This is a genomic window from Kitasatospora sp. NPDC094016 (genome assembly GCF_040304045.1).
Taxonomy (GTDB): domain Bacteria; phylum Actinomycetota; class Actinomycetes; order Streptomycetales; family Streptomycetaceae; genus Kitasatospora.
Window position 1 is genome coordinate 1 of sequence record NZ_JBEOUK010000037.1, and the last position, 23,120, is coordinate 23,120.

Here is a 23,120-nt window from a genome sequence, read left to right on the forward strand (position 1 = left end):
GACAGCTACCTCGCAGGCCTCCACCTCCGTGGCGCGATGATCTGGATCAAGGACCTCACCCGGACCCGTTGATCACGACCGAATACGCGCCCTAGGTCGTCCCGCACTTTTGCCGCGGTGCACAACTCACTGCCCTTGTGCACCAGTTCGACGCGCCATTCGAGGCCTGCCGTTGTTCCGCGTTCGACGGTGGAGAGCACGTCGAACGGCGGACTCGGAGAGGAGGCCCCGGCAGCGCAGGCGGTCAGTAAGGTAAACGCTGTGATCAGCCCGGCACAGCCGGACATGACCTTCGACACCAGGCCGTTCCCGTGGATGCCCACACGAGATCGGTTCCTTCCTCTCGGTCTGCCCGGCCGGGTGGACCGCCCGGCGGACCGGCAAGCCGTGAGGGCCGGATGGTCCGCCCGTACCGGCCGGTTCAGGAGTCGAACCCTGCGCCGGAACACTTGGCGGGGAAGCCGTTGTTCTCATTGCTGTCCTGCCCGTACCAGCGGACGTAGTACGTGGTTCCGGGCGAGGTTGCCCCGTAGAAGGTCTGGTACTGGTAGGCCCCGTCGGCCGCCCAGCTCTTCGTGGACCGGATCTTCGTTCCATCGGATCGGACGAGTTGCACATAGAACAACGTGGCGCTCCAACCGCCGCAGGCAAATCCGCCGAGTGTCACGTTGTTACTCCCGGCGGTGCCGTCGCGGCCGGCGTGATAGCTGCCCAGCCCCCATTCGTTCCACGCACCGCCCGCCTGTGCGGGCGCCGCGGAACCCAGCGCACCGAGAAGTGCGCCGCTGATGATGACGGCAGTAGAAGCCGTCCGACCGTGAAATCGCATGGAATTCCCTTCGATGATGGAGGGAGCGGAAGGTCTCGTCCTCGGTTCGATCCCGGAATGCTTCGCGGGTTTTACGGACCCGCCAAGTTGCCCGACGAGCCGGTGGATGTCCCACCGTGAGGCATGTCGGATTGTCCGTCCACCAGAAGTCGGCAACACCCAGGTGAGCGGCGGACAACCCGATTCGGCCGCGGACAAAGCAGGGGGCGCGGGGTGGGTGTTGGAGGTCCGCAGGGGCGGCTCAAAGGGGAAGACCGAGCAGGCGGATGCCCTGGCCCGGTTCGTGCGGGAGGTGGCATCTGGGGTCACCGTTCGCGAGCTCGCTCAGCGGCACCAGACCGGCAAGACCAGTTGGAGCGAGTACCGCTCCGGAGAGAAGGACATCCCGTGGCACCTGCTCAAGCAGGTGGTCCACCATCATGTGGCGGACCCACGGGCTCGGGCGGTGCTGGCGGAGTGCGCTGCCCACACCACTCGTTCTGAAACGATCAGTTAGGCTGACCGGACCTCAACCAACCCACCACCGAGGGATGTTGGATGATCAGGCGCCGTTCACTGCTGGCACTCGCGGGCCTCGGCGGCGCCGCAGTCCTGCTGCCCGCCGGGCCCGCCCAGACCGCTCAGGCCGCTCAGGCCACCCGGTCGCGCACCATCGACCTGCCCGCCCCCACCACCGGTCACCCGGTCGGCACGACCACCCTGCACCTGGTCGACCGCGACCGGCCGGACCCGTTCGTGCCCGCCGCCGGCCCGCGTGAGCTGATGGTGCAGCTCTGGTACCCGGCCCGCGCCGCCGCCGGCCGCCCCCGCGCGCCGTACACCACACCCCGGGTCGCCGCCGCCATCGATCAGCGGCTGCCGCTGGATCCGGGCACCATCGCGGCCGTCCGCTCCACCGCCCGCACCGACGCCCCCGCGCTCCCCGGCCCGCTCCCGCTGCTGCTGCTCGGCCACGGCCGCACCGGCTTGCGCAGCAACTGCACTGCGCTGGCCGAGGAGTTGGCCGCCCACGGCTACCTCGTCGCGTCGGTCGACCACACCTACGACGCCCTCGCCGTCGAGTTCCCGGACGGCCGGCTGGTGCGCACCGTGCTGGAGGACGAGCCGGCCGACTGGGAGGCCGCCGAGCGCCGCGAGATCGCCGCCCGGGTCGCCGACCTGCGCTTCGTCACCACCGAACTGACCGAGCGCCAGGGCCGTTTCCGCGTCGACGGCGGCCGGATCGGCGCGCTCGGCCACTCGATGGGCGGCTCGGCGGCCGCCGAGGCGATGCGCCAGGACGAGCGGTTCCGGATCGGCCTCAACCTGGACGGCGGCCTGTTCGGCTCGCCCGTTCCCGACCTCGGCCTGGACCGGCCCTTCCTCCTGCTCACCTCCCTCGCCGACCACGAGACCTGGCAGCGCTGGCGCAGCCACCAGCACGCCTGGGGGCGGCAGTTGCGCACCCTCGGCGCCGGCCACCTCAGCTTCACCGACCTGCCGCACGCCGCCCTCCCCGGCAACCTGCCGGGCCACCTCCCCGCCGACACCTACGCCGCGCTGCTCGGCACCATCGACCCGGCCAGGGCGACCGCGCTCACCCGCGCCTACACCCTGGCGTTCGCCGACCACTTCCTCCGCGGCCGCCCCGCTCCCCTCCTCGACGGCCCGTCACCGCGCTTCCCGGAGGTCGAACTCCGCTGGAGCCACGACTGACGCCCGACCGGGGCCACGGCCTCGGGCGTCAGGCCCGCCGGGTCGCCCGCAGCGAGTTGCCGTCCCGCCGCACCCGGAGGAAGAGCACCGTCAGCGCCACGACGGTGAGCGCCACCAGGATCCCGGCCTCGACGAGCTGGATCGGCACGAAGTGCCCGACGGGGTGGTACTCGATCCAGTTGCTCGTGGCGCCTTCGCAGCCCCTCGTCCGGTCGCCGTCCCAGCAGAACTGGTCCGAGGCCCACCGACCGTCCTGGAGCACGACCCCGCGGTCGATCAGCCACGCGTTGGTGGGCTGCCCGAAGTAGACGCCGTGCGGGACCATCTCCTTGACCGACGGATGGAAGGAGGCGCGGCCCCACCGGAGCAGGCCGTGGACGACCGCCACCAGGACGCCGGTGACCAGGACCGAGGCCACTGTGCGCCGCAGCAGTTGCCCGACCAGTAGACCCAGCGCCAGCGCGAACAGCGACCAGGCGACCGGCACCACCCCGAGGGCGGGATAGGTGAGGCCCTGGAACGGCGGATCGAAGGCGAACGGGCGGCCGCCGATGTCCGCGCGCCACACCCAGGTCGCCAGGACGGCGAGCACCGCACTCGCGGTCAGCACGACCATCCCGGGCAGGGCGATCCGCGCGGTGAGCCAGCGCAGCGGGCTGACGGACTGGGTCCAGGCGAGGCGGACGGTTCCGCGCTCGTACTCCTGGGCGAGCATCGGGGCGCCGAGGAACATGCCGATCAGCAGGGGGAACGCGACCAGGGCCGGCTGGAGCCACGTGGTGTACAGGTAGGTGCGGCGGGTGATGGGCGAGACCATGCCCTGGCAGCCGGCGTTGGACCAGCTGGCCACGTCGGAGCACTCGGCCTGACGCAGATCCGACATCAGCGGCTGGACGGAGAAGTGCAGCCAGAGCAGGGTGGCCGACGCGGTGACGACCAGGGCGGCGATCGCCCACAGCGCGGTGCGGCTCTGACGCCAGCTCAGCCAGAGCAGGCCGCCCGGGCGGGACGCGGTCCGCGGCTCGCGCGGTGGCGCCGCGGTGGTGGCGCGGTCGGCCAGGACGTTGGTGCTCATGCGGCGATCCCGTTCTCGGTCGTCTGGGCCTGCGTGCCCGGCCTGGCGGCGGCCCGGGCGCTGCCGGGCGGGGTCCGGAGGTAGCCGAGCAGCAGTTCCTCCAGGCTCGGCCGGCCGCTCTCCCACGGGCCGTCGACCGGATCGCCGGTGCGGACCAGCGCGTCGGTCCGGCGGCCGGTGGCACGCTGTTCGACCAGGACGTCCTCGGGGAGCGCGCTGTCGGCCGGGCCGGTGAGCAGTTGGTGTCCGTCCAGCAGGTCCTCCACGTCGCCGCACAGCCGGATCCGCCCGGACTGCACCAGCAGCAGGTAGTCGATGACGCCGTCCAGCTCGGGGATGATGTGCGAGGAGACCACGATGGTGGTGCCGCGCTCGGCGGCCTCGGCCATCAGGGTGCCCATCAGCTGGTGCCGGGCGAGCGGGTCGAGGTCGGACATCGGTTCGTCGAGCAGCAGCAGGTCGGGGCGCTTGCCGAGGGCGAGCGCCAGGGCGACCCGGGTGCGCTGGCCGCCGGAGAGCGAGCCGATCTTCGCCCTCATCCTCAACTCACCCTGATCGATGATCTGTTGAGCGAGGCCCTGGTCCCAGGACGGGTTCAGTTCCCGGCCGAGCCGCAGGGTCTCGGCCACCGTGAAGCCGGGGTACAGCGGCTTGTCCTGGGCCACGTACGCGACCCGGGCGCGCAGGTCCTCGGTGGTGGCGGGCTCACCGAACACCCGCAGCTCCCCCTCGGTGGGGGTGAGCAGACGGGCGGCGATGCCGAGCAGGGTGCTCTTGCCCGCACCGTTGGGGCCGGCCACCCCGCAGATCCGCCCGGCCGGGACGGCGAAGGTGCAGTCGCGCAGCGCCCACTCTCCCCGGTAGCGCTTGCCCAGGCCGTCGGCCGCGAGCGCCGCCGGAGCCCCCGGTGCCGCCGCTGCCGGTGGTGTGTTCATCGGGTCGTCCACCCGGTCCCCCCACTGTCCTCTAACTCGGTGTTTCCGGGGAGACCCCGGTGTCGAATCGCTGCTCCAGGACGGAGGCCATCAGCGCGGCGATGTCCTCACGCTCCAGTCCGACCTCGCGGGCCCGGTCCACCCAGCCGACCAGGTCCGCGCGCAGCGGCCCGTCGGCGGCCGCCTCCGGCCGGGCGAGCGAGCGCCGGACGAAGGTGCCGAGCCCCGGCCTGGGCTCGACCAGGCCCTCGCGTTCCAGTTCGCGGTAGGCCTTCAGCACGGTGTTGGGGTTGATCGCGGTCAGCTCGACGACCTCCCGCGCGGTCGGCAGCTTGTCCCCCGGCTGGAGCAGGCCGAGCCGCAAGGCCTGCTTGGTCTGCTGAACGATCTGCTGGTAGGTGGAGACGCCACTGCGCCGCTCGATGCGGTACTCGATCACACGCGATTCGACCTTTCACTAGTCCAATAGTGGAATAGTGACCCACTGCGGCGCCCGGGTCAAGCCCGACCGGGGGCCCGGCGATGCGGACGGTCAGGGCCGCCGCAGCAACAGGAGGGAGTCCTGGTCGACGACCCGCCGGTAGCCGCGCTGCTCGTACTCGACCAGCATCCGGGCGGTGTCGGCGGTCGCGCACGGGGCCTGCACGCTCGGGTCCGTCCGGTCCACGGCCACCCACTCGGGCCCCGGCCCGGTCGGCGCCCGGCAGACCAGGGTGACGGTGGCCCGGCCGGTCAGCTGCGCGGCGAGGCGGTTGGAGGCGGCGACGGTCGCGCCGTCGGGTATCGAGCCGAGCAGCGCCCGGGTGTGCGCGAGCCGGGGCGAGGTGCGCCACGCCTCGGGCATCACCACCTCGTGCAGCGGATAGACCGGCACCGTCACGGCCGCCACCAGGGCGCTGACGGCGAGCGCGCGCCGCGCCCGACGCGGGTCGGTACGGGTCAGGGCGTCCACCAGCCCGGCGAGCACCAGCGGCATCAGCACCGCGCTGTAGTGGTAACTGACGCCCCAGTAGTGCGGGTTGGCCGAGAGCAGCCGCCAGCCCAGGGTGGGCACGCAGAGCAGGAGCAGCGGCGAGCGCAGTCCGAGGAAGCCCGCGGTCGCGGCGAGCAGGAAGAGCAGCAGCCACTTGACCGGGGGCCAGCCGATCCGGGCCGCCAGCGCCCAGGGCGAGGGCTGCCCGCCGCCGTCCAGCTGCTGCCAGTAGTCGAACCCGCCGTGCGGATTGAACGAGGGCAGCACCACCGTCACGGTGAGCACGGTGGCCGCGAGCCCGGCGCCCGCGAGCACGAGCCCCGGCAGCGGGCCGCACCGGCCGCGCCCGCCCCGGCGGGCCCGCCAGGCGATCAGCAGACCGACGGCGGCCACGGTCAGGCCGAGGTCCTCCTTGACCAGCAGCAGCGGCAGCGCCCAGAGCGCCGCGGCCAGGTGGCGCCGCCGGCCGAGCGCGGTGGCCGCGAAGGCCAACAGCGGTACGGCGAAGGCGATTTCGTGGAAGTCGTCGCTGGCGGCCCGGACGATCCCCCAGGACGCCCCGGTCACGCATCCGATCACCAGCGCGACCCTCGGCCCGCCCACCTCGTACGCCCACCGGGTGAGCGGCACGACCGCCAGCGCCATCAGCAGCGCCTGGGCGACCAGCAGGGTGACGGCCCCCGGGAACACCCGGTAGACCGGAGCGAGCACGGCGATCAGCGGGTGGAAGTGGTCCCCGAGCAGGTGGTAGCCGGGCCCCTTGAGCGGCACGATCGGCGCCTGTCCGTGCGCGTACGCGCGGATGGCCTGCTCGAAGATGCCCAGGTCGTAGGCCTTGCTCAGGCCGCGCCGGTAGCGGTTGACGGCGACGCAGGTGTAGAGCGCGGCGAACCCGGCGGCCAGGCCCCAGGGCAGGACGGCTGGTCGACGCGGCGGACGGAACAGGCGCATCGGCAAAGTACCCTTTCACTATTCGATTAGTGGAAGAGTGGTGGAAGGGCACACCGTCGTCAACCCCGGTCCGGCCGCGCCGACCGGGCCTCCGACCTGCCCGGATGCGGTCCGCCAGGTGGGTGATGCGGAGCTTGTGGGACCCGTGGAGCCCGCCGACCCAGTGGGACTCAGGGCCGCGCGGCCTCCGGGTCGCGGCCGAAGAAGCCGGCGAGCCGGTCGTACGGCGGGGCGTCCTCCGGCACGGCGACCTCGGGACCGAAGGCGTGCTGCTCCTCCTCGGCGCCGCGGTACTCGGGCGTGAGGGCGCCGCGGGCCCAGGCCAGAGCGGCGAGGGCCACCTCATGGTCCAGGCCGTCGGTGGACTGGCCGGTGGCATGGGCCAAGTCCCAGTCGTGGACGGCGAATTCGGCGATCTGCTGGTCCACCGGGAAGCGGGCCGGCAGGGCGCCGACACCGGGGACCTCCAGCGTGCCGGTGAGGTCGCCCGCCGCCCGCCAGGCGTCGACCAGCTCCTCGGCGCCGGCCTCGAAGGCGTGCAGCCAGTCCTCCTCCACCCGTTCGAAGGGCTGCGACCAGTCCGGCTGCCCGCCCTCGGCCCGGACGGTGAACTGCCGCAGGTCGAACAGCAGATGGCTGACCAGGTCGCCGACGTCCCAGGAGCGGCAGGCCGTCGGGTGCCCGGCCAGCTCGACGCCGACGCCGTCGATCAGCCCGGCGGTCTGCGCGAGGGCCCGGGCGAGCAGCTCGATCGGGTCTTCCGCTGCGGTCATGGCACACCTCTCGGTCGGGAGCGCGTCGCCGGCGTGGCCGGGTGCGGTCGGGAGCACCGCTCGGACCGGGCGATCGTAAACGCGTCCGCCGACGACCGCCCGCCACGACACCGGCCCGGTGGTCGGACCACCGGGCCGGTCTCCGTACTGCGACGTACTGCGACGTGCTGCGACGTGCTGTGAGCCGTCCGGCCCGGACCGTCAGGCGGCCCCGGCCGTCAGGCCGCGAACCCGCCGTCCACCGCGAGCTCCGCGCCCGTGACGTACCGGCCGTCCTCGCCCGCCAGGTAGGCGACGGCGGCGGCGACGTCCGTGCCCGTGCCGAAGCGGCCGAGTGCGGTCAGGCTGCTCTGGGGCTCGGCGGCCTCACCGTCCATCGGGTTCATGTCGGTGTCGATCGGGCCGGGGTGGACCACGTTCGCGGTGATCCCGCGCGGGCCGAGCTCCCTGGCCAGCGCCTTGGTCAGGCCGATCATCGCCGCCTTGCTGAGCGAGTAGACGGTGGCGCCGGGGAAGGCGACCCGCTTGGCGACGCAGCTGCCGATGGTGACGATCCGCCCGCCGTCGGCCAGGTGCGCGGAGGCGGCCTGGGCGAACAGGAACGGCGCCCGGACGTTCACCTCCAGGACCCGGTCGACGTCGTCGAGCGCCAGGTCGCCGATCGGGCCGAGGACACCGACGCCCGCGTTGTTCACCAGGACGTCCAGCCGCCCGAACCGCTCCGCGACCTGCGCGACCACGGACTGCACCGCCTGCGGGTCGGCGCAGTCCGCGCGGACCGCCCAGCCGCGGCGCCCCATCGCGGTGATCTTCGCCGCGACCTCCTCGGCCCGCTCGGCCCCACCCTGGTAGGTCAGGGCGACGTCGGCACCGTCCTCGGCCAGCCGCAGCGCGACCGCCGCCCCGATCCCCCGGCTGCCACCGGTCACCAGGGCCACCTTGCCGTCGAGCTTCGCCGCACCGTTCATCGTCATATCTCCAGAACTCCTCATTCGGATGTGATCCGACTCGTTCCGATCAGAACCACCGGTTCCGATCTCGGACATGACTCGATCCTGGGCCTCGGCGCCGGAAAGCTCCGGCGGTATTCAGACATCGCGTTCAATCTTCAACTATCTCCCGAAGCCGCTGCTCGCGCGACCTCACGCCCGCTCGCACGCCCCCTCCCTCACGCCCGATCCCGGAAACGCACCGGCCCCGGAAACGCGCCGGGCCGAGCGACCGACCCCGGGGAGGGGCGGCCGCTCGGCGCGGGGGCGAGGAGGTGTCAGACGGTCAGGGTCTGGCCCGGGAAGATGAGATCCGGGTCGCCGCCGATGGTGCGGGCGTTCTTGTCGTACAGGTTGCCGGTGTCGGTGCCGAACTTGGCCGCGATGCCGCTCAGCGTGTCGCCACTCTTGACGGTGTAACCGCCACCGGAGGTGTTCTTCTCCGAGGACGGCGCCGACTGCGCCGGCTTGGCCGACTGCTGCGGCTTCGACGCCTCCTGCTGCTTCGGCGCCGGCTTGCTCTTCGGCGCCTGCGGGACCTGCGGCGCCTGGGTCCTGGGCGTCTTGGCCTTGGGCGCCGGCTTGGCGGCCGGCTTCGAGGGTGCGGTGTCGGCGGTGTCGGTGGTGTCGACGGCGGCCGGGGCGCCGCCCTTGCTCAGACCGGCCTTCTTGGAGCAGACCGGCCACGCGCCGGGCCCCTGCGAGGCGAGGACCTTCTCGGCGACCGTGATCTGCTGCGCCTTGCTGGCCTGGTGGGCCTGGGGGGCGTAGGCGGTGCCGCCGTACGCCCTCCAGGTGCTGGGGGTGAACTGCAGTCCGCCGGAGAATCCGTTGCCGTTGCTGATGCTCCAGTTGCCGCCGCTCTCGCACTGGGCGACGGAGTCCCAGCTGGAGGCCGGGGCGGCGGAGGCCGAGGTGGCCGTGACGAGGCCGGCCACCGGCAGGGCCGCGACGGCGGCTCCCGCGACGACCGCCATCCGCACGCGGTTGCGCTTGGTGGCGGTGGTGTCGGTGGCAGCGGCGGTCTCGTGACGGGAAGTCATATAAGTCCTCTCGGCAAGCCCCGGGCGGGCAGGCGGAACCAGACCCATGACGGGCCGACGGTCGCGCTCACCTCGCTCGACGGGCGGCCGGACACGTCTGGGACGCGCCGTGCCGCCCCGGCCACCTCCACTCGCCGACGACCTGTTCGAGCTGGTCGCGTCGGCGGGCACGGCCCTCGCGCCGGGGGTCAGGTCGGCGGGCCGTGCGTCGGGGTGAACCCGGGTGGTGCTCGTTGCACCGCCAATGAAGCTACGGGCCACCTCGGGGTGCAGCAAGCAATTCTTGGTCTCCGCAGGTCAGTTGACTGTTACCGGCGGTATCGATCAAGGAGACGTGCCCAGTTCGACCGGGTTTGACCGCATTCTCAAGATCAACTGATCAACTTTCACGCCCCCCTTCACCTCTGTCCACCTGTGAGGCCGAGCACACCATCCACCCACCGCGACCACGAGCTGACGCACCGTCACCACCGAAGCCGGAGTTCCCCGTTCCGACGGGCCGTTTGGTGGCATCCGCCACACCCGACACGCTCCGCGACCGGCCGGACGCTCTCAGTCCCGGGCGCCGAGCTCCGCGTCCCGCGCCAACAGCGCCGCCTGCACCCGGTTCTCACAGCCCAACTTGGCCAGGATCCGGCTGACGTACGTCTTCACCGTCGCCTCGCTCATGTGGATCCGCGCCCCCGCGTCCGCGTTGGACAGCCCCTCGCCGAGCAGTTCCAGCACCTCCAGCTCACGCGGCGTCAGCACCTCCAGCCGACGCCGGGCCTCCGCGCCCCGGGCGGCCGCCGAACCGCTGCGCCCGGAGGCCAGCGAGTCGACGATGTGCCGGGTGGCGGCCGGGGACAGGAAGGCGTAGCCGCCGGCCGCCGCGCGCACCGCCTGGATCAGCTCGTGCGGCGCCGTGTCCTTGAGCAGGAATCCGGCGCCGCCCTCGGTCACGGCGCGCAGGACGTTCTCGCGCTCCCCGAAGGTGGTGAGGATCAGCGCTCGCGCGCCGGGCGCGACCCTCGGCAGCTCCGCGAGCGCCGTCAGCCCGTCCATCACCGGCATCTGGATGTCCAGCAGCACCACGTCCACCCGGTGCGCCCGGGCCAGCTCCAGCGCCTCCCGCCCGTCGGCGGCCTCGGCGACCACCTCGATGTCGGCGGCAGAGCCCAGGATCATCCTGATCCCGGCGCGGATGAGCGGCTCGTCGTCGGCGACGAGGACTCGGATCACGGCTGGTCATTCCCCTCGAACGGTGCTGCGGCAGGAACACCATCCTCACATCCGGCCGAACCCCGCGCCCCACCCGGTCGGAGCGGCCAGGGACGTCAGAGCCATCAGGGCGTCAGGGCGGTCAGGGCCGTCAGGACTTCGTGAGGTAGTGCTCCTTCTCCACCAGCACCCCGTCCTTGAAGCAGAACCGCACCACGTTGTCCTGGCCCCAGGTGTCGCTGAGGTCACCGGACAGGTACCAGCGGCAGTGCGAGCCCTCCGGGACCTTGGGCCCGCTGCCCTGGTAGTCGTCGGTGAAGAAGGTGTTCCCCGGCGGCAGCCGGTGCAGCACGTCGGCCTCCGGCGTGCCGACCTCCAGCCCGTCGTACACCGACTTCGGCACCGTCGCGTCGCCGGTGCCCTGGACGAAGGCCACCACGCCCCAGATCAACAGCCCCAGCACGGTCAGGCCGACCGCCCCCACCCCGACGGCGCAGCCGATCGCCGGGCTGCGCCGCCCGTCCTCCGCCCCGGCGACCGGCGGCAGGCCGTCCAGCACCCAGTCGTCGACCCCGGCGATCGCCGCGGCCCCGTCGCCCGCGCCCTCCGCCCCCTCGTACGGCAGCACGCCGGCCAGCCGGAACCCCTGATCCGGCGTCGGCCCGGCGTGCACCATGCCGCCGACCAGCCGGGCTCGCTCGCGCAGGCCGGTCAGCCCCTGGCCGCCGCTGACCGCCGGGCCCGCGCCGGCGCGCACGCCCACGGGCTCCGGCGCGCACGGATTGACCACCTCCACCACCAGCGCGTCCGGCTCGTACCGGAGCGCGACGGTGATCGGCGCGCCGGGGGCGTGCTTGTGCGCGTTGGTGAGCGCCTCCTGCACCATCCGGTACGCCGCGTGGTCCACCGCGGCGGCCAGCGGGCGCGGCTCGCCCTCCCGGGAGAAGGAGACCCGCGCCCCGGCCGCCCGCGAGGAGTCGACCAGCCCCTCGATCCCGTCCACCCCGCCCCGGGCCGGCGCCGCGTCCGTCACCGGCCGCACCGCCGTCGATTCGTCGTGCAGGACGCCGACCACCTCGCGCAGCTCGCGCATCGCCGCGACCGCCGCCTGTCGCAGCACCCCGACCGCCTCGCGCTGTCGGTCGTTGAGCGTACGGTCCACCTCCAGCGCGCCGGAGTGCACGGAGATCAGCGCCAGCTGGTGGCCCAGGCTGTCGTGCATGTCCTGGGCGATCCGGTGCCGCTCGCGCAGCCGGGCCTGGTGCACCACCATGACCCGCTCGCGCACCAGCTGGTCGTTGCGCTCGCGCAGCGCGTCCAGCAGAGCGCGGCGCTGAGCCCGGTAGCGGCCCCACAGCGCGGGCAGCACGGCGACCAGCAGGAAGCCGCCGAGCGAGAGCCCGACGATCAGTTTGGGCGAGGCCGAGCCGGCGTCCTTCAGCACCCCGGTCACCATGAACAGCAACCAGCTCAGCACGAAGGTGCCGACCAGCGCGGTGACCTTGCGCAGCCTCGCCCCGGCCGACCAGCCCGCGCAGACCAGCAGCGGCATCGGCCCGACGGCCCAGCCGGCCGCGGCCGAGGTGAGCACCAGCACGGTCGCCGGGAAGGCCGGCCGCAGCACCCACAGCAGCGCGACCCCCAGCCCCACCAGGACCGGGTGCCCGGCACCGGCGGCCACCTCCAGCAGGGCCGCGGCGCCGCCCATCAGCAGGGCCATCGCGCCCTGGCCCACCACCCGCCGGGGCGGCCAGGGCCCGGGAAACGCCGTCCGTACCGCCTTCTTCCAGGCCCGCGCCATCGCATCCACCCGTCGAGGCTATCGGGCCGCGCCGCCCGGCCGCCGCCACCGTTCGTCGCCCCCGCCCCCGACGAAAGTCGCCGCTCACGGAGCTCGGGGCACCCCTGTGGGCATGCCTGTGGAGACGTCCTCACCGAAGGCCATGAGCAGCAGCGCCACGTCGTCCACCCGGTGCGAGGAGCCGACCTCGCGCAGGATCCGTTCCGCCAGCAGCTCCAGACCGTCCGGCCCCTGCTCCTCACCGCGCCCGAGCGCGGCCCGCAGCAGGTCCACCCCGTGGTCGATCGCCACCGCCGGATCCTCCACCAGCCCGTCCGTGTAGAGCGCGACCACCGTGCCGGGCTCCAGGCGCAGCTCGCTGACCGGGTACTCGGCCCGCTCCTCCACACCCAGCAGCGGCCCGCCCGGCACGTACAGCGCCTCGGCCCACCCGTCCGGGAAGCGCAGCACCGGCGGCAGGTGCCCGGCCCGGGAGATCCGGGCGCGGCCGTCGGCGGGGGTGAGGCGGACCAGGCAGCAGCTGGCGAGCAGTCCGGGGTCGAGGTCGAGGAGGAGCCGGTTGGTGCGGGCGAGCACCTGGTCGGGCGGGTCGTCACCGGTGGCGAAGGCGCGGACGGCGCTGCGCAGCTGGCCCATGGTGGCGGCCGCGCCGACGCTGTGGCCCTCGACGTCGCCGATCACCAGGGTGACGTCCCCGCCGGTGACGATCGCGTCGTACCAGTCGCCGCCGATCTCCATGCCCTGGGTGCCGGGCAGGTAGCGGGCGGCGATCCGGATGCCGGGCACGTCCGGGAGGCGGTGCGGCAGCAGCGCCTGCTGGAGGCCGCGGGCCAGGGCGAACTCGGCGTCGTACAGCCGGGCCCGTTCCAGGGCCTGGGCGATGAAGCCGCCGAGGGCGGTGAGCAGGCCGCGGTCCTCGGCGGTGAAGGGGCGCGGCCGGTCGAAGCCGAGGATGCAGCTGCCGACGGGGTGGCCGGAGGCGATCAGCGGCAGGAAGGCCCAGGCGCCCATCTCGTCGAGCGCGAGGCCGGGGTAGGCGGCGGCGAGTTCGCGGACCGATTCGAAGAAGATCGGGGTGCCGGTGCTCAGCGTCTCCGCGCCGGGGATGCGGGCGGCGACCGGGGTGCCCTCGAAGCCGTCCAGGAAGCCGTCCGGGTAGCCGGTCTGCGAGATCAGGTGCAGGTGCTTGTCGCGCACCCCGTAGATGGCGAGTTCCTGGCCGCCGAAGGCCGGCAGGATCTCCTCGGCCACGGCCCGGCAGACCTCGCGCACGGTGACCGCCTCGGTGAGCGCGCTGGCGAGCTGGAGCAGGTGGTAGGTGCCGCCGATACCGGCGGGGGCGTCCGTCCGGGGGCCGCCGCGGACCGCGGGCGGCGGCGGCGCGGCCCGCGGTTCGGCCGCGCCCGGCGGGGCTTCGGCGGCCACCACCCGGCCGGTGACTCCGTGTGTGTCGGGGTAGAGCGAGAAGGCGAGCCAGCCGTCCGGCGGGCGGGCGGCCAGGAAGGCGGTGGGCTGCTGGGAGAGCAGGGCGGCCCGGTAGCGGTTCTCGAAGAAGGGGTCGGCGAGCCAGGGCAGCACGTCCCACAGGTGGTGGCCGACCAGGTCCTCGCGGCGTGCCTGGAGCAGTGGCTCGGTGGCGCGGTTGGCGTAGCTGACCCGGCCGTCCGGGTCGAGTGAGAAGACGCCCTCGCGCAGTCGCTCGACGGCGGCCGCGGCCGCGGTGAGGGTGCGGGCGTCCAGCACGGCACCGACCAGATGGGTGCGGCCGTCCGAGATCGCCGCGGGCACCCTCGCCCAGAGCTCCACCGGGTGCGGGTGGCCGTCCGGCCCGAGCACCCGGACCCTGGCCGCCAGCACCTCGCCCCGGGCCAGGGCGGTCCGGGCGGCGGCCCGGAACTCGGGCAGGTCACCGGGGGCGATCCGGCCGCCGAGGGCGGCCAGCGTGCCGTCGAACTCGTCGGGTTCGAGACCGAAGATCGCGAGGAACTGCTGGTCGGCGGCCAGCGCCCCGGTGGCGACGTTCCAGTCGAACATCCCGAGCCGGCAGGTCGGCGCGGACGGCGGCGGCAGCTCGACCACGGCCGCGTCGCCGCCCGGCTCCACCGGGTGCCCGGCCGCCGCCAGGCCCGCCAGCCCGGCGGCCAGCCGCCCGGCCACCTCCGCCAGCCGCGCCGGGGCACCCTCCGGGACGCCGTCGTCGGAGGCCGGCCAGAACACGCTGAGCACCCCGAACCGCTCCTTGCCGCCCGCCACCGGCACGCAGGCGGAGGCGAAGTCGTACGGCATGCCGACGGCGAGCTGCGGGAAGCGCCGCATGGTGTCCTCGGTGTCGGCGAGGGTGATGGTCCGCCCGGTGCGGAAGCTGACGGCGACGGGCAACGGGCCGGCGGCGGCGATCCGCCGGAACGGCCTCATGATCGACAGCGGTACGCCCGCGATCGTGCAGAGCACCAGCGAGCGGCCGTCCCGCGAGCGCAGGTACACCATCGCCCCGTACGCCCCGGTGCCGCCGAGCGCCCCGCGGACGGCACCCGTCAGCAGGTCGTCCCGCTCGGCCGCCGCCGGGGCGGCGTCGGGCTCCAGCGGCCGGTGCGGGCCGGGCGGCGCCGCCCGGTCACGGCCGCCCGCGTGCGGATGGCGCATGCTCTTTTGCTACGCCGGGCCCCGGGGCGTGTCAAGGCGAGCCCCCGGGGGCCTCCGGATGCCCGTCGGCCCCGGTTGCGCCACCATGGGCGGCATGCCGACCGCCTCCGGCCGCACCACCGTGGTCAACCTCAAGGGCCACCGCGACGACCCCTCCTGCGCCGACGTCGTCTACGTCGGCCGCGCCATGCACCGCGGCGGCTGGCACCTGCCCGAATCCCCGCTGCACTGCCCCTACCGGCCCGGCCCCGACCTCACCCGCGAGCAGATGGTCGCCGACTACCGGGCCTACCTCCTCGCCCGCCCGGACCTGCTCGCCCTCGTCCCGCCCCTGCGCGGCCGCCGCCTCGGCTGCTGGTGCGCCCCGCTCCCCTGCCACGCCGACGTCCTCGCCGACCTCGCCGACCGCCCCCCGCACCACTGACGGCCGCACGCCTCACGGCCCGGAGAGACCGGCCTCCACCACGGGTCGGGGATTTCGGGTGGTTCGGGGGCTGTTCGATATCCTCCGGGCGAGTGGTGGCGCGTGGGGCGCCATGGGGGAGGTGGGAGCCGGTATGCAGTCGCCGTCGTCCGAGGGGCCCGTGCGCGAGGCGTCGTGGCAGTGGGACGGCGAGGCGGACGGCGCCGCGCGGGAGCCCGTGGACGTGGTCGGCGGAGGCGGGGACGGGCCGCGGCTGAGCCGGCGCGGGCTGCTGGCGGGGGCCGGGGTGCTGGCGGCGGGTGCGGCGGTGTGGGCGTTCGGCCGTTCGGGTGCGGACCAGCCGGCTCCGCAGCCGAAGCCGCGGCCGACCGCGCTGTCCGGGCCGACCCCGCTGTGGACGTACCGGGGGCCGGAGGCGATGACCCCGGAGCGGCTGGCCGGCCCCCCGACCCGGCCGGTGTTCCTGTCCCGGGCCGGGCTCCAGGTCCTGGACCCGGCCACCGGCGAGGCGGCGCGGCTGCTCACCCTCGACCGGCCGCGCGGGGACTGGCCGAGCGACCTGGAGGTGCTCGGCAAGGTGGTGCTCGGACCGGACCGGCTCTTCACCACCTCCCCGGGCCACCTGGACGCCCGCCACCTCGGCGACCCCGCCGCCGACTGGAGCCTGCCGCTGCCCGACGACCTGCAAGGCTCCGTCGAGCTGTCCGGCTTCGACGACGGCATCCTGTACGGCTACGTCTGGGGCTGGTCACGGGAGAGCTCGACGCCGAACGGCCGGCTCCTCGCCGTCCGGGTCGCGGACCGCTCGATGCTGTGGCACCTCCCCACCGACCGCAACGAGCAGCCGTTCACCCCGGTCACCGCGCCCGGCGGCCACCTCCCGTGCCTGCGCGACCTGGGCAACGGCAGCGAGCTGGTGGTCCGGGACACCGCCGACGGCCGGGAGCTGTGGACGGCCCCCGGCGCCGGGGGCCTGGACTGGTGCGTCGGCGGCCCGGTGCACGTCTACGTCCCCGACGGGGCCGGCGGCGTCCGTGCGCTGCGCCCCGGCGGCGAGCCGGCCTGGACGGTGTCCCCCGGCCGGGGCGAGTCGTGGCGGGCGATGCCCGCGGTCTCCGACGGCCCACGGGTCTACCTGGCCCGCGACAACGGCCTGGTCACCGGGCACGACGCGGTCACCGGCGCACGGCAGTGGTCCTACCGGCTGCCGTTCCTGCTGGACCGCCGCAGCCACCCGCTGGTGGTCGGCGGCACGCTGTTCGTCCCCGGACCGGCGACCGCCGGGGTGTGCGCGATCGACACCGCGAGCGGCACGCCGCGCTGGACGTTCCTCGACTCGGGCCCCGGCAAGGACGTCTGGTCGCTCGCCGTCGACGCGAACCACCTCTACGTCGGTCACGACGACGTCCTGCACGCCCTCCCACTCAGCTGACCGCCCGGCACCGCAGCCACGACGGCACCACAGCCACGACGGCACGACAGGATGGCCTGATGCAGGTACGCCCGATCTCCCCCGACCGGCTGGCCGACGTGCTCGCCGACCGCATCGCCGCACTGTCCGACCCCGGCGGCCGGTGGCTGCGGGTCGCGGTGGACGGCGCGCCCGCCGCCCGCCCCGACCTGCTCGCCGACGCCCTGGTGGAGCCGCTGCTGCTGCGCGGCCGCCCCGCGCTGCGGGTGTCGGCGGCCGGCTTCCTGCGTCCGGCCTCGATCCGGCTGGAGTACGGCCACCAGGACGCGGACGCCTTCCACGACCTCTGGCTGGACGACCGCGCCCTGCTGCGCGAGGTACTGGACCCGCTGGAGCCCGGTGCCAGCGGCCGCGTGCTGCCCTCGCTGCGCGACCCGGTGACGGACCGCTCGACCCGCGCCCCGTACGCCGAACTGCCGCCCGGCGGCGTGCTGTTGCTGGACGGCGCGCTGCTGCTCGGCCGCTGGCTGCCGCTGGAGCTGGCCGTCCACCTCGCGCTCACCCCGACCGCCCTGGCCCGCCGCACGCCCGCAGACCAGCAGTGGACGCTGCCCGCCTTCGCCCGCTACGAGGCGGAGACCGGCCCGGCCGAGGCCGCCGACGTCACCGTCCGGGTGGACGACCCGCGTCATCCGGCCCTGGTCGAGCGGACCTGACACCCGTACCGGCCGGGGCCGGGCCGCGCTGGCAGTAGGGGCACCAGTACGCCGCCCGGTCCTGCGGGGGCGCGCCCTGGCGGGCGGTCCGCACGAGGGTGCCGCAGCGCGGGCAGGGGCGGCCGGCCCGGCCGTAGACCCAGTGCTGGTAACCGCGCCGGGTGTCGCCGGTGGTGACGTGGCCGGGACGCAGCCGGTTGGCGTCGAGGAGCTCCCGGGCCCGCTCCACCAGCCGGTCGGGGCGCGGGAGTTGGCCGACCTCGGTCCACGGGGTGACGCCGGCCAGGTAGCAGAGTTCGGCGGCGTAGACGTTGCCGATGCCGGCGAGGTTGCGCTGGTCCAGCAGCGCCTCGGCGAGCGGGCGGCCGGGGTGGGCGAGCAGCCGGCGGACGGCCTCCACCGGGTCCCAGTCGGCGCCGAGCAGGTCGGGGCCGAGGTGGCCGACGGCGCGTTGCTCGTCGGCGGTGCGCAGCAGGTCGACGACGGGCAGCCGGTAGCCGACGGCGGTGCCCCGCTCGGTGCCGAGGACGGCGCGGATCTGCCAGGCGGGGCCGCCGGACCAGCGCTCGCCGGGCCGGTAGACCTCCCAGCGGCCGTCCATCCGCAGGTGGGTGTGCAGGGTGAGGCCGCCATCGAGGCGGGTGAGCAGGTGCTTGCCGCGCGGGGCGACCTCCAGCACCCGGCGGCCGGCGAGGACGGCGGTGGCGTGCGCGGGCACCCGCAGGTCGGCGCTGGTCAGCACCTGCCCGGCGAGGACCTCGTGCAGCCGGGCCGCCGCGCGGTAGACGGAGTCACCTTCTGGCATGCCTCCATCCTCCACCGCGCGGCGGCCCGGCGGGGCGGTGCGCTACTCGGCCTCGGCCACCTGGCCCTCCCGGACGACGACGACCGGGCAGGGCGCGTGCTCGGTGAGGTGGCGGCTGACGGAGCCGAGCAGCACGCCGGAGAAGCCGCCGAGGCCGCGGCTGCCGACGACGAGCAGCGCGGCGCCCTTGGCGGCCTCCAGCAGGGCCTGGGCGGCGCTGCCGGGCATCACGCTCTCGCTGATCCGCACGCCCGGGTCGTCGCCGACGACCCTGACGACGGTGTCGGAGAGGGTCTTGCCGGCCAGTTCCTCGGGGTTGAAGACCTCGGCGGACGGCACGTTCGGCGCGGCCCAGCCGTAGAACGCCGGGTACTCCCAGGCGGCGATCGCGGTGATGGTCCCGCCGACGGCCCGTGCGTAGTCGACCGCCCAGCGCAGCGCCTGCTCCGAGGCGGGCGAGCCGTCCACGCCGACGACGATCCGGGGGTTGGCACTCATGGCGTTTCTCCTTGGCGCTCAGTTCCTGCTCGGTCCCGACACTCCGAACATAGATCAGATCGGGCTCGTGGTCGGCATTTGCCACGCCGTGATCGGCGTTTTGCATTCAGATCGATGGCAACAGGCCCTACCGATCTGCGGTTCTGCGGTTCTGTGGTTCTGTGGTTCTGTGGTTCTGCGAGGGCGCCCGGGGCGTCGAACAGGCCCTGACGGCTCAACTCCGGTAGGCGGCCCAGGAGTCGGCCATCCGCTGGACCTGGCCGGGGGTGAACTGGCTCATGCAGGAGTCGTAGCTGTAGTCCATGAAGTTGTGGATCGGGTCCAGGCCGGGCCCGGTGCAGGTGTGGCGGCCCTCGGGGCAGCCGTAGGCCGGGGTGCGCTCGGGCGGGGTGTCGTCCACGTAGTCGCCCGGGGGCAGGCAGCCGCCCTGGAAGGTGTGGAAGAGGCCGAGCCAGTGGCCGATCTCGTGGGTGGCGCTGCTGCCCTCGTTGTAGTGGGCGGCGGCGCCGCCCGGCAGGGAGGCGTCGAGGACGACCACGCCGTCGTCGGCGGGGTTCGAGCGGTAGGCACTCGGGAAGGTCGACCAGCCGAGCAGGGACTGGCCGAGCTTGGCGGTGTAGAGGTTGAGGGTGCCGGCGTCACCCTTGCGCAGCGCGCTCTTCATCGCCGCCTCGGCCCCGGAGCCGGGGGTGATGCCGTCGTACCAGGAGGCGTTGTCGGTGTAGTCGGTGCCGGCCAGCTCGAAGTGGAACTGGCTGGGGGTGTTGCCGTCGCCCTGGCCGCCGTAGGTCGCGTTGAGGTGGTCGATCTGGGCGACGACGACGCCCCCGTCGAGCCGGCCGGTGTCACCGGCGTGGATCACGTGGACGAAGACCGGCACCGTCGTCGGGGCGCCGATCCGGGCCTGGGCGGAGGAGAGCCGGGCGAGCCGGTCGTCGAGATCCGCCTGCATCGCCCGGGCCTCGGCGGCGGTGACGGCGTTCGGGTCCCGCCCGGCCTGGCTGCCGGCCGGCTTGCGGGCGGCGGCGTCGGAGTCGGAGCCCGCACAGGCCGCGGTCACGGCGGCCGCGGCGACAGAGCGCGGGGTCGCGGCGGCGGAGTGCGGGGCCGGGGCGGCGAGCTGGCTGAGACCGGCGGCCGCGACCAGCGCGGCAGCCCAGGGGAACAGACGGGGGGCACGCGAGCGCACCCGGGCAGTACGGCGCATCTGCGCTCCTGACAAGGGAGTTGGCGGAGTGTCGGCCGCGCCCCGGGCCCGCCCGGCTCGGCGCGGACCCGCCGAGACTACGACGCGGCGAAGACGATCTCCCGCAGGGCGCGCGCGGCGGCCCGGTCGAGTACCACGGCCGACGCACAGCCCTCCGGCGCCCGTCCGGCCCCGGTGAGCCGGCGCCGCAGCCTGTCGACGGCGGCCCGGTGCCGGAGGAAGGCGTAGCGGGAGACGCTCTGCCCCCGGCTCTGCTGGCCCTCCCGCGCCTCGGCCGGTTCGGCGTCCAGCAGCAGCAGGTGCACCCGGCGGCCCTGCCGGGCGGCGGTGCGGGTCAGCCAGAGCCGCACCCAGGACAGCGAGCCGCAGTCGTGGACGGCGAGCGGCCCGCCGGCCAGCACCGCGCGCCGCAGCCGCCGGTAGTGCGCGATCCGCGCCAGCGGGCGGTAGAAGGCGTACGGGAGGCGGCCGGGCAGTCTGGCCGCGTACTCCTCGCGGACCAGTTGGGAGTCGACCAGCGGGGCGCGCACGCAGCGGCGCATCAGGGTGCTCTTGCCGCTGCCGGGCAGCCCGGAGACGACCAGCAGGTCGCCGGCGGGGTAGTGCAGCGCCACCGGGGCGGGGCCGACCCGCAGGTCGTGCAGGCCGGGCTGCACCCGTAAGGCCTGCGGGGCGGCGGCGGGGCCCTGACCAGGGGGCGGCGGCACCCGGGGTGCCGCCGCCTCCGCCGTTCTCGTCCTGGTCACCGGTCCTCCCCGCGCCGTTCCCTCCCTCGGAGCATTACGCATTCCCAAGAGCGAGTAAAGAGCGGTGGTCGCCGGGCCCGGCCGGCCGGTGCCGGATCAGGGCGTGCCGTGCGGGCGGGTCAGCCGAGCTGGGGGGCGACCCGGGAGGCGATGAGCTCCAGGTGGTCGAGGTCGTCCAGGTCCAGGATCTGCAGGTAGACCCGCTCGCTGCCGACGGCCGCGTACCGGCCGATCTTCTCGGCGACCTCGTCCGGGGTACCGGCCAGGCCGTTGGCCTTCAGCTCGTCCACGTCCCGGCCGATCACGGCCGCCCGGCGGGCCACCTCGGCGTCGTCGCGGCCGACGCAGGCCACCAGGGCGTTGGAGTACACCAGGTCGCCGACCGATCGCCCGGCCTTCTCGACGGCGGCCTTGACCCGGCCGAACTGCGCGGCGCTGTCCTCCACCGAGGCGAACGGCAGGTTGAACTCGTCGGCGAAGCGGGCGGCCAGCGCCGGGGTCCGCTTCGGGCCGAGCCCGCCGACCAGCACCGGGATCCGGTCCTGGGCCGGCTTGGGCAGCGCCGGCGAGTCGGTCAGCGTGTAGTACTCGCCGGCGAAGTCGAAGGTGTCGCCGAGCTTGGTGTTCCACAGGCCGGTGATGATCGCCAGCTGCTCCTCCAGCCGCCCGAACTTCTCCTTCGGGAAGGGGATGCCGTAGGCGGCGTGCTCGGCCTCGTACCAGCCGGCGCCGAGGCCGAACTCGACCCGGCCGCCGCTCATCGCGTCCACCTGGGCGACCTGGATCGCGGTGACGCCGGGCAGGCGGAAGGTGGCGGCGGTCATCAGGGTGCCGAGGCGGATGGAGCGGGTGTCGCGGGCGAGGCCGGCCAGGGTGATCCAGGCGTCGGTCGGCCCGGGCAGGCCGTCGACGTCGCCCATCTTCAGGTAGTGGTCCGAGCGGAAGAAGGCACTGAAGGCGCCCAGGTCCTCGGCGGCCCGGGCGACCGCCAGGAGGGTGTCGTAGCTCGCGCCCTGCTGCGGTTCGGTGAAGATGCGGAGATCCATGCGGACCATTCTGGTGCAGACCACCCGCGGATCCGCGCGGAGAACCGGCCAAGCCGCCGAAGCTCCCGAGGGTGGCCAAGGTCTCAGCACGGAACCGTCACGAGCCGCCGGTCCGGCCGACCCGCTCGCCTACCGTGGACGGATGTTCGCCACCCCCGACGAGTCCTTCCGGCGCTCCCCCGACGAGCCGGCCGGCTGCCCGCTGCCCGGCATCGTCGCCGCGTTCACGCCACGGCTGTCCGAGTTCGCCTTCGAGCCCGGCTTCGTCGCGATGGTCGACCAGCACGTCGCGATGCTGCGCGAACTGCTGTACGCGCAGGGGCCGGAGCTGGCGCCCCGGCCCCTGGACCGTGAGGAACTGTCGGACTACGCGCTCGGCTTCCTGGACGCGCTCACCGAGATCGGCTGGCGGGAGCCGGTGGGGTACGACTACGCGGTGCACCGGCTGACCGCGATCTGCTGGCTGGTGCGCGAGCAGGGCCTGCTGCGGGCCTGAACCCGCTGCGGGTCGCCACGACCCAGGACACGCCCGCCCTAGCTCGGCTGGTCGCCCGGGCGGCCCGGGTCGATGCCGGGCGGCGGCGGGGTGGTGCCCGGAGCGGCCTGGGTGGTCGGCCGGGTCGGCTGGTTGGCCAGCACGTCCGCCCGGCCCGCCTGGTAGGCGCTGCCGCGCAGTTTGGCGCTCTCCTGCTCGGCGTGGCCCAGCCAGCGCTCCCAGCGCTGGCGCATCGGCAGGATCAGGCCGCCGCCGACGCCCACCACCAGCACACCGGCGATCGTGGCGAGCACCGCGATCAGCACCGGTCCGGTGATCGCGGTGGCGATCCCGGCCTGGCCGAGCGCCGCGATCACGCCCAGCGCGACGATGAACGCCCAGGCGATCGTGGCGACCGTCCGACCGTACGAGGCGCCGGCGAGCGCGTTGCGCACGATGTCGCGGACGCCGTTGGCGATGGCCATCGCGACCACCACGATCGCGACCGCCACGATGCCCCTGGGCAGCCAGGCGACGATGCTGTGGATCATCACGCTGATCGGGTTCGGGCCGAAGACGCCGAACGCCAGTTGCAGCACCATCAGCAGGATCGCGTAGTAGACGATCTTGCAGATGATGCCGGTCATGTCGTAGTTCGACCCGCTCAGGTGGCGGGCCATCCCGGCCCGCTCGGCGACCCGCTCCGAGCCGACCTTGCGCAGCACGCGGTCCAGGACCTTGGCGATCGCCTTCGCCACGATCCAGCCGATGACCAGGATCGCCAGGAAGGCGATGAACTGCGGGATGAATTTCGCGATCTTGGACCAGGCGTCGGTGAAACCCGATCCGAAGTCCACGGAGAGTGCGAGCTGCTGAGCCACGGAG

General features: G+C 74.2%; 22 protein-coding genes. 5 read left to right on the top strand and 17 right to left on the bottom strand.

Annotation, left to right across the window (positions count from 1 at the left end; genetic code table 11):
- Positions 1–421: 421 nt before the first annotated feature.
- Positions 422–829, bottom strand: coding sequence for a hypothetical protein (locus tag ABT015_RS27910; protein WP_350883791.1), 408 nt, complete (start codon positions 827–829; stop codon positions 422–424).
- A 537-nt stretch (positions 830–1,366) separates the two neighbouring features.
- On the opposite strand from ABT015_RS27910, the gene ABT015_RS27915 reads away from it, so the two are divergent.
- The gene (locus ABT015_RS27915; protein ID WP_350883793.1) at positions 1,367–2,524 is read left to right on the top strand and encodes an alpha/beta hydrolase family protein; all 1,158 of its coding nucleotides are present in this window, start codon (positions 1,367–1,369) and stop codon (positions 2,522–2,524) included.
- Between the two features lie 28 nt (positions 2,525–2,552).
- On the opposite strand, the gene ABT015_RS27920 is transcribed toward ABT015_RS27915, so the two are convergent.
- The 10 genes from ABT015_RS27920 to ABT015_RS27965 all read right to left on the bottom strand — a co-directional run bounded on the left by ABT015_RS27920 (position 2,553) and on the right by ABT015_RS27965 (position 14,907).
- Complete coding sequence (locus ABT015_RS27920) at positions 2,553–3,599, bottom strand: ABC-2 membrane transporter-related protein (protein WP_350883795.1); 1,047 nt, start codon at positions 3,597–3,599, stop codon at positions 2,553–2,555.
- On the bottom strand, positions 3,596–4,534 hold the full coding sequence (locus ABT015_RS27925; protein ID WP_350883797.1) for an ABC transporter ATP-binding protein: 939 nt from the start codon (positions 4,532–4,534) through the stop codon (positions 3,596–3,598). Before ABT015_RS27925 ends, ABT015_RS27920 begins: the two co-directional genes overlap by 4 nt.
- 31 nt (positions 4,535–4,565) lie before the next feature.
- Positions 4,566–4,973, bottom strand: a complete 408-nt coding sequence (locus tag ABT015_RS27930; protein ID WP_063350485.1) for a GntR family transcriptional regulator — start codon at positions 4,971–4,973, stop codon at positions 4,566–4,568.
- 93 nt (positions 4,974–5,066) lie between these two features.
- The gene (locus ABT015_RS27935) at positions 5,067–6,458 is read right to left on the bottom strand and encodes a DUF2079 domain-containing protein (protein ID WP_350883800.1); all 1,392 of its coding nucleotides are present in this window, start codon (positions 6,456–6,458) and stop codon (positions 5,067–5,069) included.
- A gap of 170 nt (positions 6,459–6,628) precedes the next feature.
- Positions 6,629–7,231: a TIGR03086 family metal-binding protein gene (locus tag ABT015_RS27940; RefSeq protein WP_350883802.1), complete on the bottom strand. Its 603-nt coding sequence runs from the start codon at positions 7,229–7,231 to the stop codon at positions 6,629–6,631.
- A 218-nt stretch (positions 7,232–7,449) separates the two neighbouring features.
- The gene (locus ABT015_RS27945; RefSeq protein ID WP_402454543.1) at positions 7,450–8,205 is read right to left on the bottom strand and encodes an SDR family NAD(P)-dependent oxidoreductase; all 756 of its coding nucleotides are present in this window, start codon (positions 8,203–8,205) and stop codon (positions 7,450–7,452) included.
- 293 nt (positions 8,206–8,498) lie between these two features.
- Entirely contained in the window at positions 8,499–9,263 is a 765-nt protein-coding gene (locus ABT015_RS27950; RefSeq protein ID WP_350883804.1) for a transglycosylase family protein, read from the bottom strand.
- A 552-nt stretch (positions 9,264–9,815) separates the two neighbouring features.
- Entirely contained in the window at positions 9,816–10,484 is a 669-nt protein-coding gene (locus tag ABT015_RS27955; RefSeq protein ID WP_350883806.1) for a response regulator transcription factor, read from the bottom strand.
- Positions 10,485–10,614: 130 nt separating this feature from the next.
- Positions 10,615–12,264 carry a sensor histidine kinase gene (locus tag ABT015_RS27960; protein WP_350883884.1) on the bottom strand — a complete coding sequence of 550 codons (1,650 nt, stop codon included), beginning with the start codon at positions 12,262–12,264 and terminating at the stop codon, positions 10,615–10,617.
- A gap of 84 nt (positions 12,265–12,348) precedes the next feature.
- Positions 12,349–14,907 (bottom strand): SpoIIE family protein phosphatase, encoded by a 2,559-nt coding sequence (locus tag ABT015_RS27965; RefSeq protein ID WP_350883808.1) that lies wholly within the window; start codon positions 14,905–14,907, stop codon positions 12,349–12,351.
- Positions 14,908–15,001: 94 nt separating this feature from the next.
- Between ABT015_RS27965 and ABT015_RS27970 the strand changes: the two genes are divergently transcribed.
- The 3 genes from ABT015_RS27970 (at position 15,002) to ABT015_RS27980 (ending at position 17,458) form a co-directional block, all read left to right on the top strand.
- Positions 15,002–15,331: a DUF4326 domain-containing protein gene (locus ABT015_RS27970; protein WP_350883810.1), complete on the top strand. Its 330-nt coding sequence runs from the start codon at positions 15,002–15,004 to the stop codon at positions 15,329–15,331.
- 133 nt (positions 15,332–15,464) lie between these two features.
- Complete coding sequence (locus tag ABT015_RS27975; RefSeq protein WP_350883812.1) at positions 15,465–16,763, top strand: outer membrane protein assembly factor BamB family protein; 1,299 nt, start codon at positions 15,465–15,467, stop codon at positions 16,761–16,763.
- A 59-nt stretch (positions 16,764–16,822) separates the two neighbouring features.
- Positions 16,823–17,458, top strand: a complete 636-nt coding sequence (locus tag ABT015_RS27980) for a nucleoside/nucleotide kinase family protein (protein ID WP_350883814.1) — start codon at positions 16,823–16,825, stop codon at positions 17,456–17,458.
- Here ABT015_RS27980 and ABT015_RS27985 read toward each other — a convergent pair.
- The 5 genes from ABT015_RS27985 to ABT015_RS28005 all read right to left on the bottom strand — a co-directional run bounded on the left by ABT015_RS27985 (position 17,406) and on the right by ABT015_RS28005 (position 21,760).
- Entirely contained in the window at positions 17,406–18,263 is an 858-nt protein-coding gene (locus ABT015_RS27985; RefSeq protein ID WP_350883816.1) for a DNA-formamidopyrimidine glycosylase family protein, read from the bottom strand. The genes ABT015_RS27980 and ABT015_RS27985 overlap by 53 nt on opposite strands.
- Positions 18,264–18,305: 42 nt before the next feature.
- A complete protein-coding gene (locus ABT015_RS27990; RefSeq protein ID WP_350883818.1) occupies positions 18,306–18,761 on the bottom strand; it encodes a universal stress protein in 456 nt (151 codons plus the stop codon).
- A 214-nt stretch (positions 18,762–18,975) separates the two neighbouring features.
- The gene (locus ABT015_RS27995) at positions 18,976–19,968 is read right to left on the bottom strand and encodes a zinc metalloprotease (RefSeq protein WP_350883820.1); all 993 of its coding nucleotides are present in this window, start codon (positions 19,966–19,968) and stop codon (positions 18,976–18,978) included.
- A 77-nt stretch (positions 19,969–20,045) separates the two neighbouring features.
- Complete coding sequence (locus ABT015_RS28000; protein ID WP_350883822.1) at positions 20,046–20,714, bottom strand: AAA family ATPase; 669 nt, start codon at positions 20,712–20,714, stop codon at positions 20,046–20,048.
- A gap of 119 nt (positions 20,715–20,833) precedes the next feature.
- Positions 20,834–21,760 carry an LLM class F420-dependent oxidoreductase gene (locus tag ABT015_RS28005; RefSeq protein WP_350883824.1) on the bottom strand — a complete coding sequence of 309 codons (927 nt, stop codon included), beginning with the start codon at positions 21,758–21,760 and terminating at the stop codon, positions 20,834–20,836.
- Between the two features lie 142 nt (positions 21,761–21,902).
- Between ABT015_RS28005 and ABT015_RS28010 the strand changes: the two genes are divergently transcribed.
- Positions 21,903–22,256, top strand: a complete 354-nt coding sequence (locus ABT015_RS28010) for a DUF6401 family natural product biosynthesis protein (protein ID WP_350883826.1) — start codon at positions 21,903–21,905, stop codon at positions 22,254–22,256.
- A 38-nt stretch (positions 22,257–22,294) separates the two neighbouring features.
- Here the strand turns inward: ABT015_RS28010 and ABT015_RS28015 are convergent, their stop codons facing one another.
- Complete coding sequence (locus ABT015_RS28015; protein ID WP_350883828.1) at positions 22,295–23,116, bottom strand: mechanosensitive ion channel family protein; 822 nt, start codon at positions 23,114–23,116, stop codon at positions 22,295–22,297.
- Between the last annotated feature and the right edge of the window lie 4 nt (positions 23,117–23,120).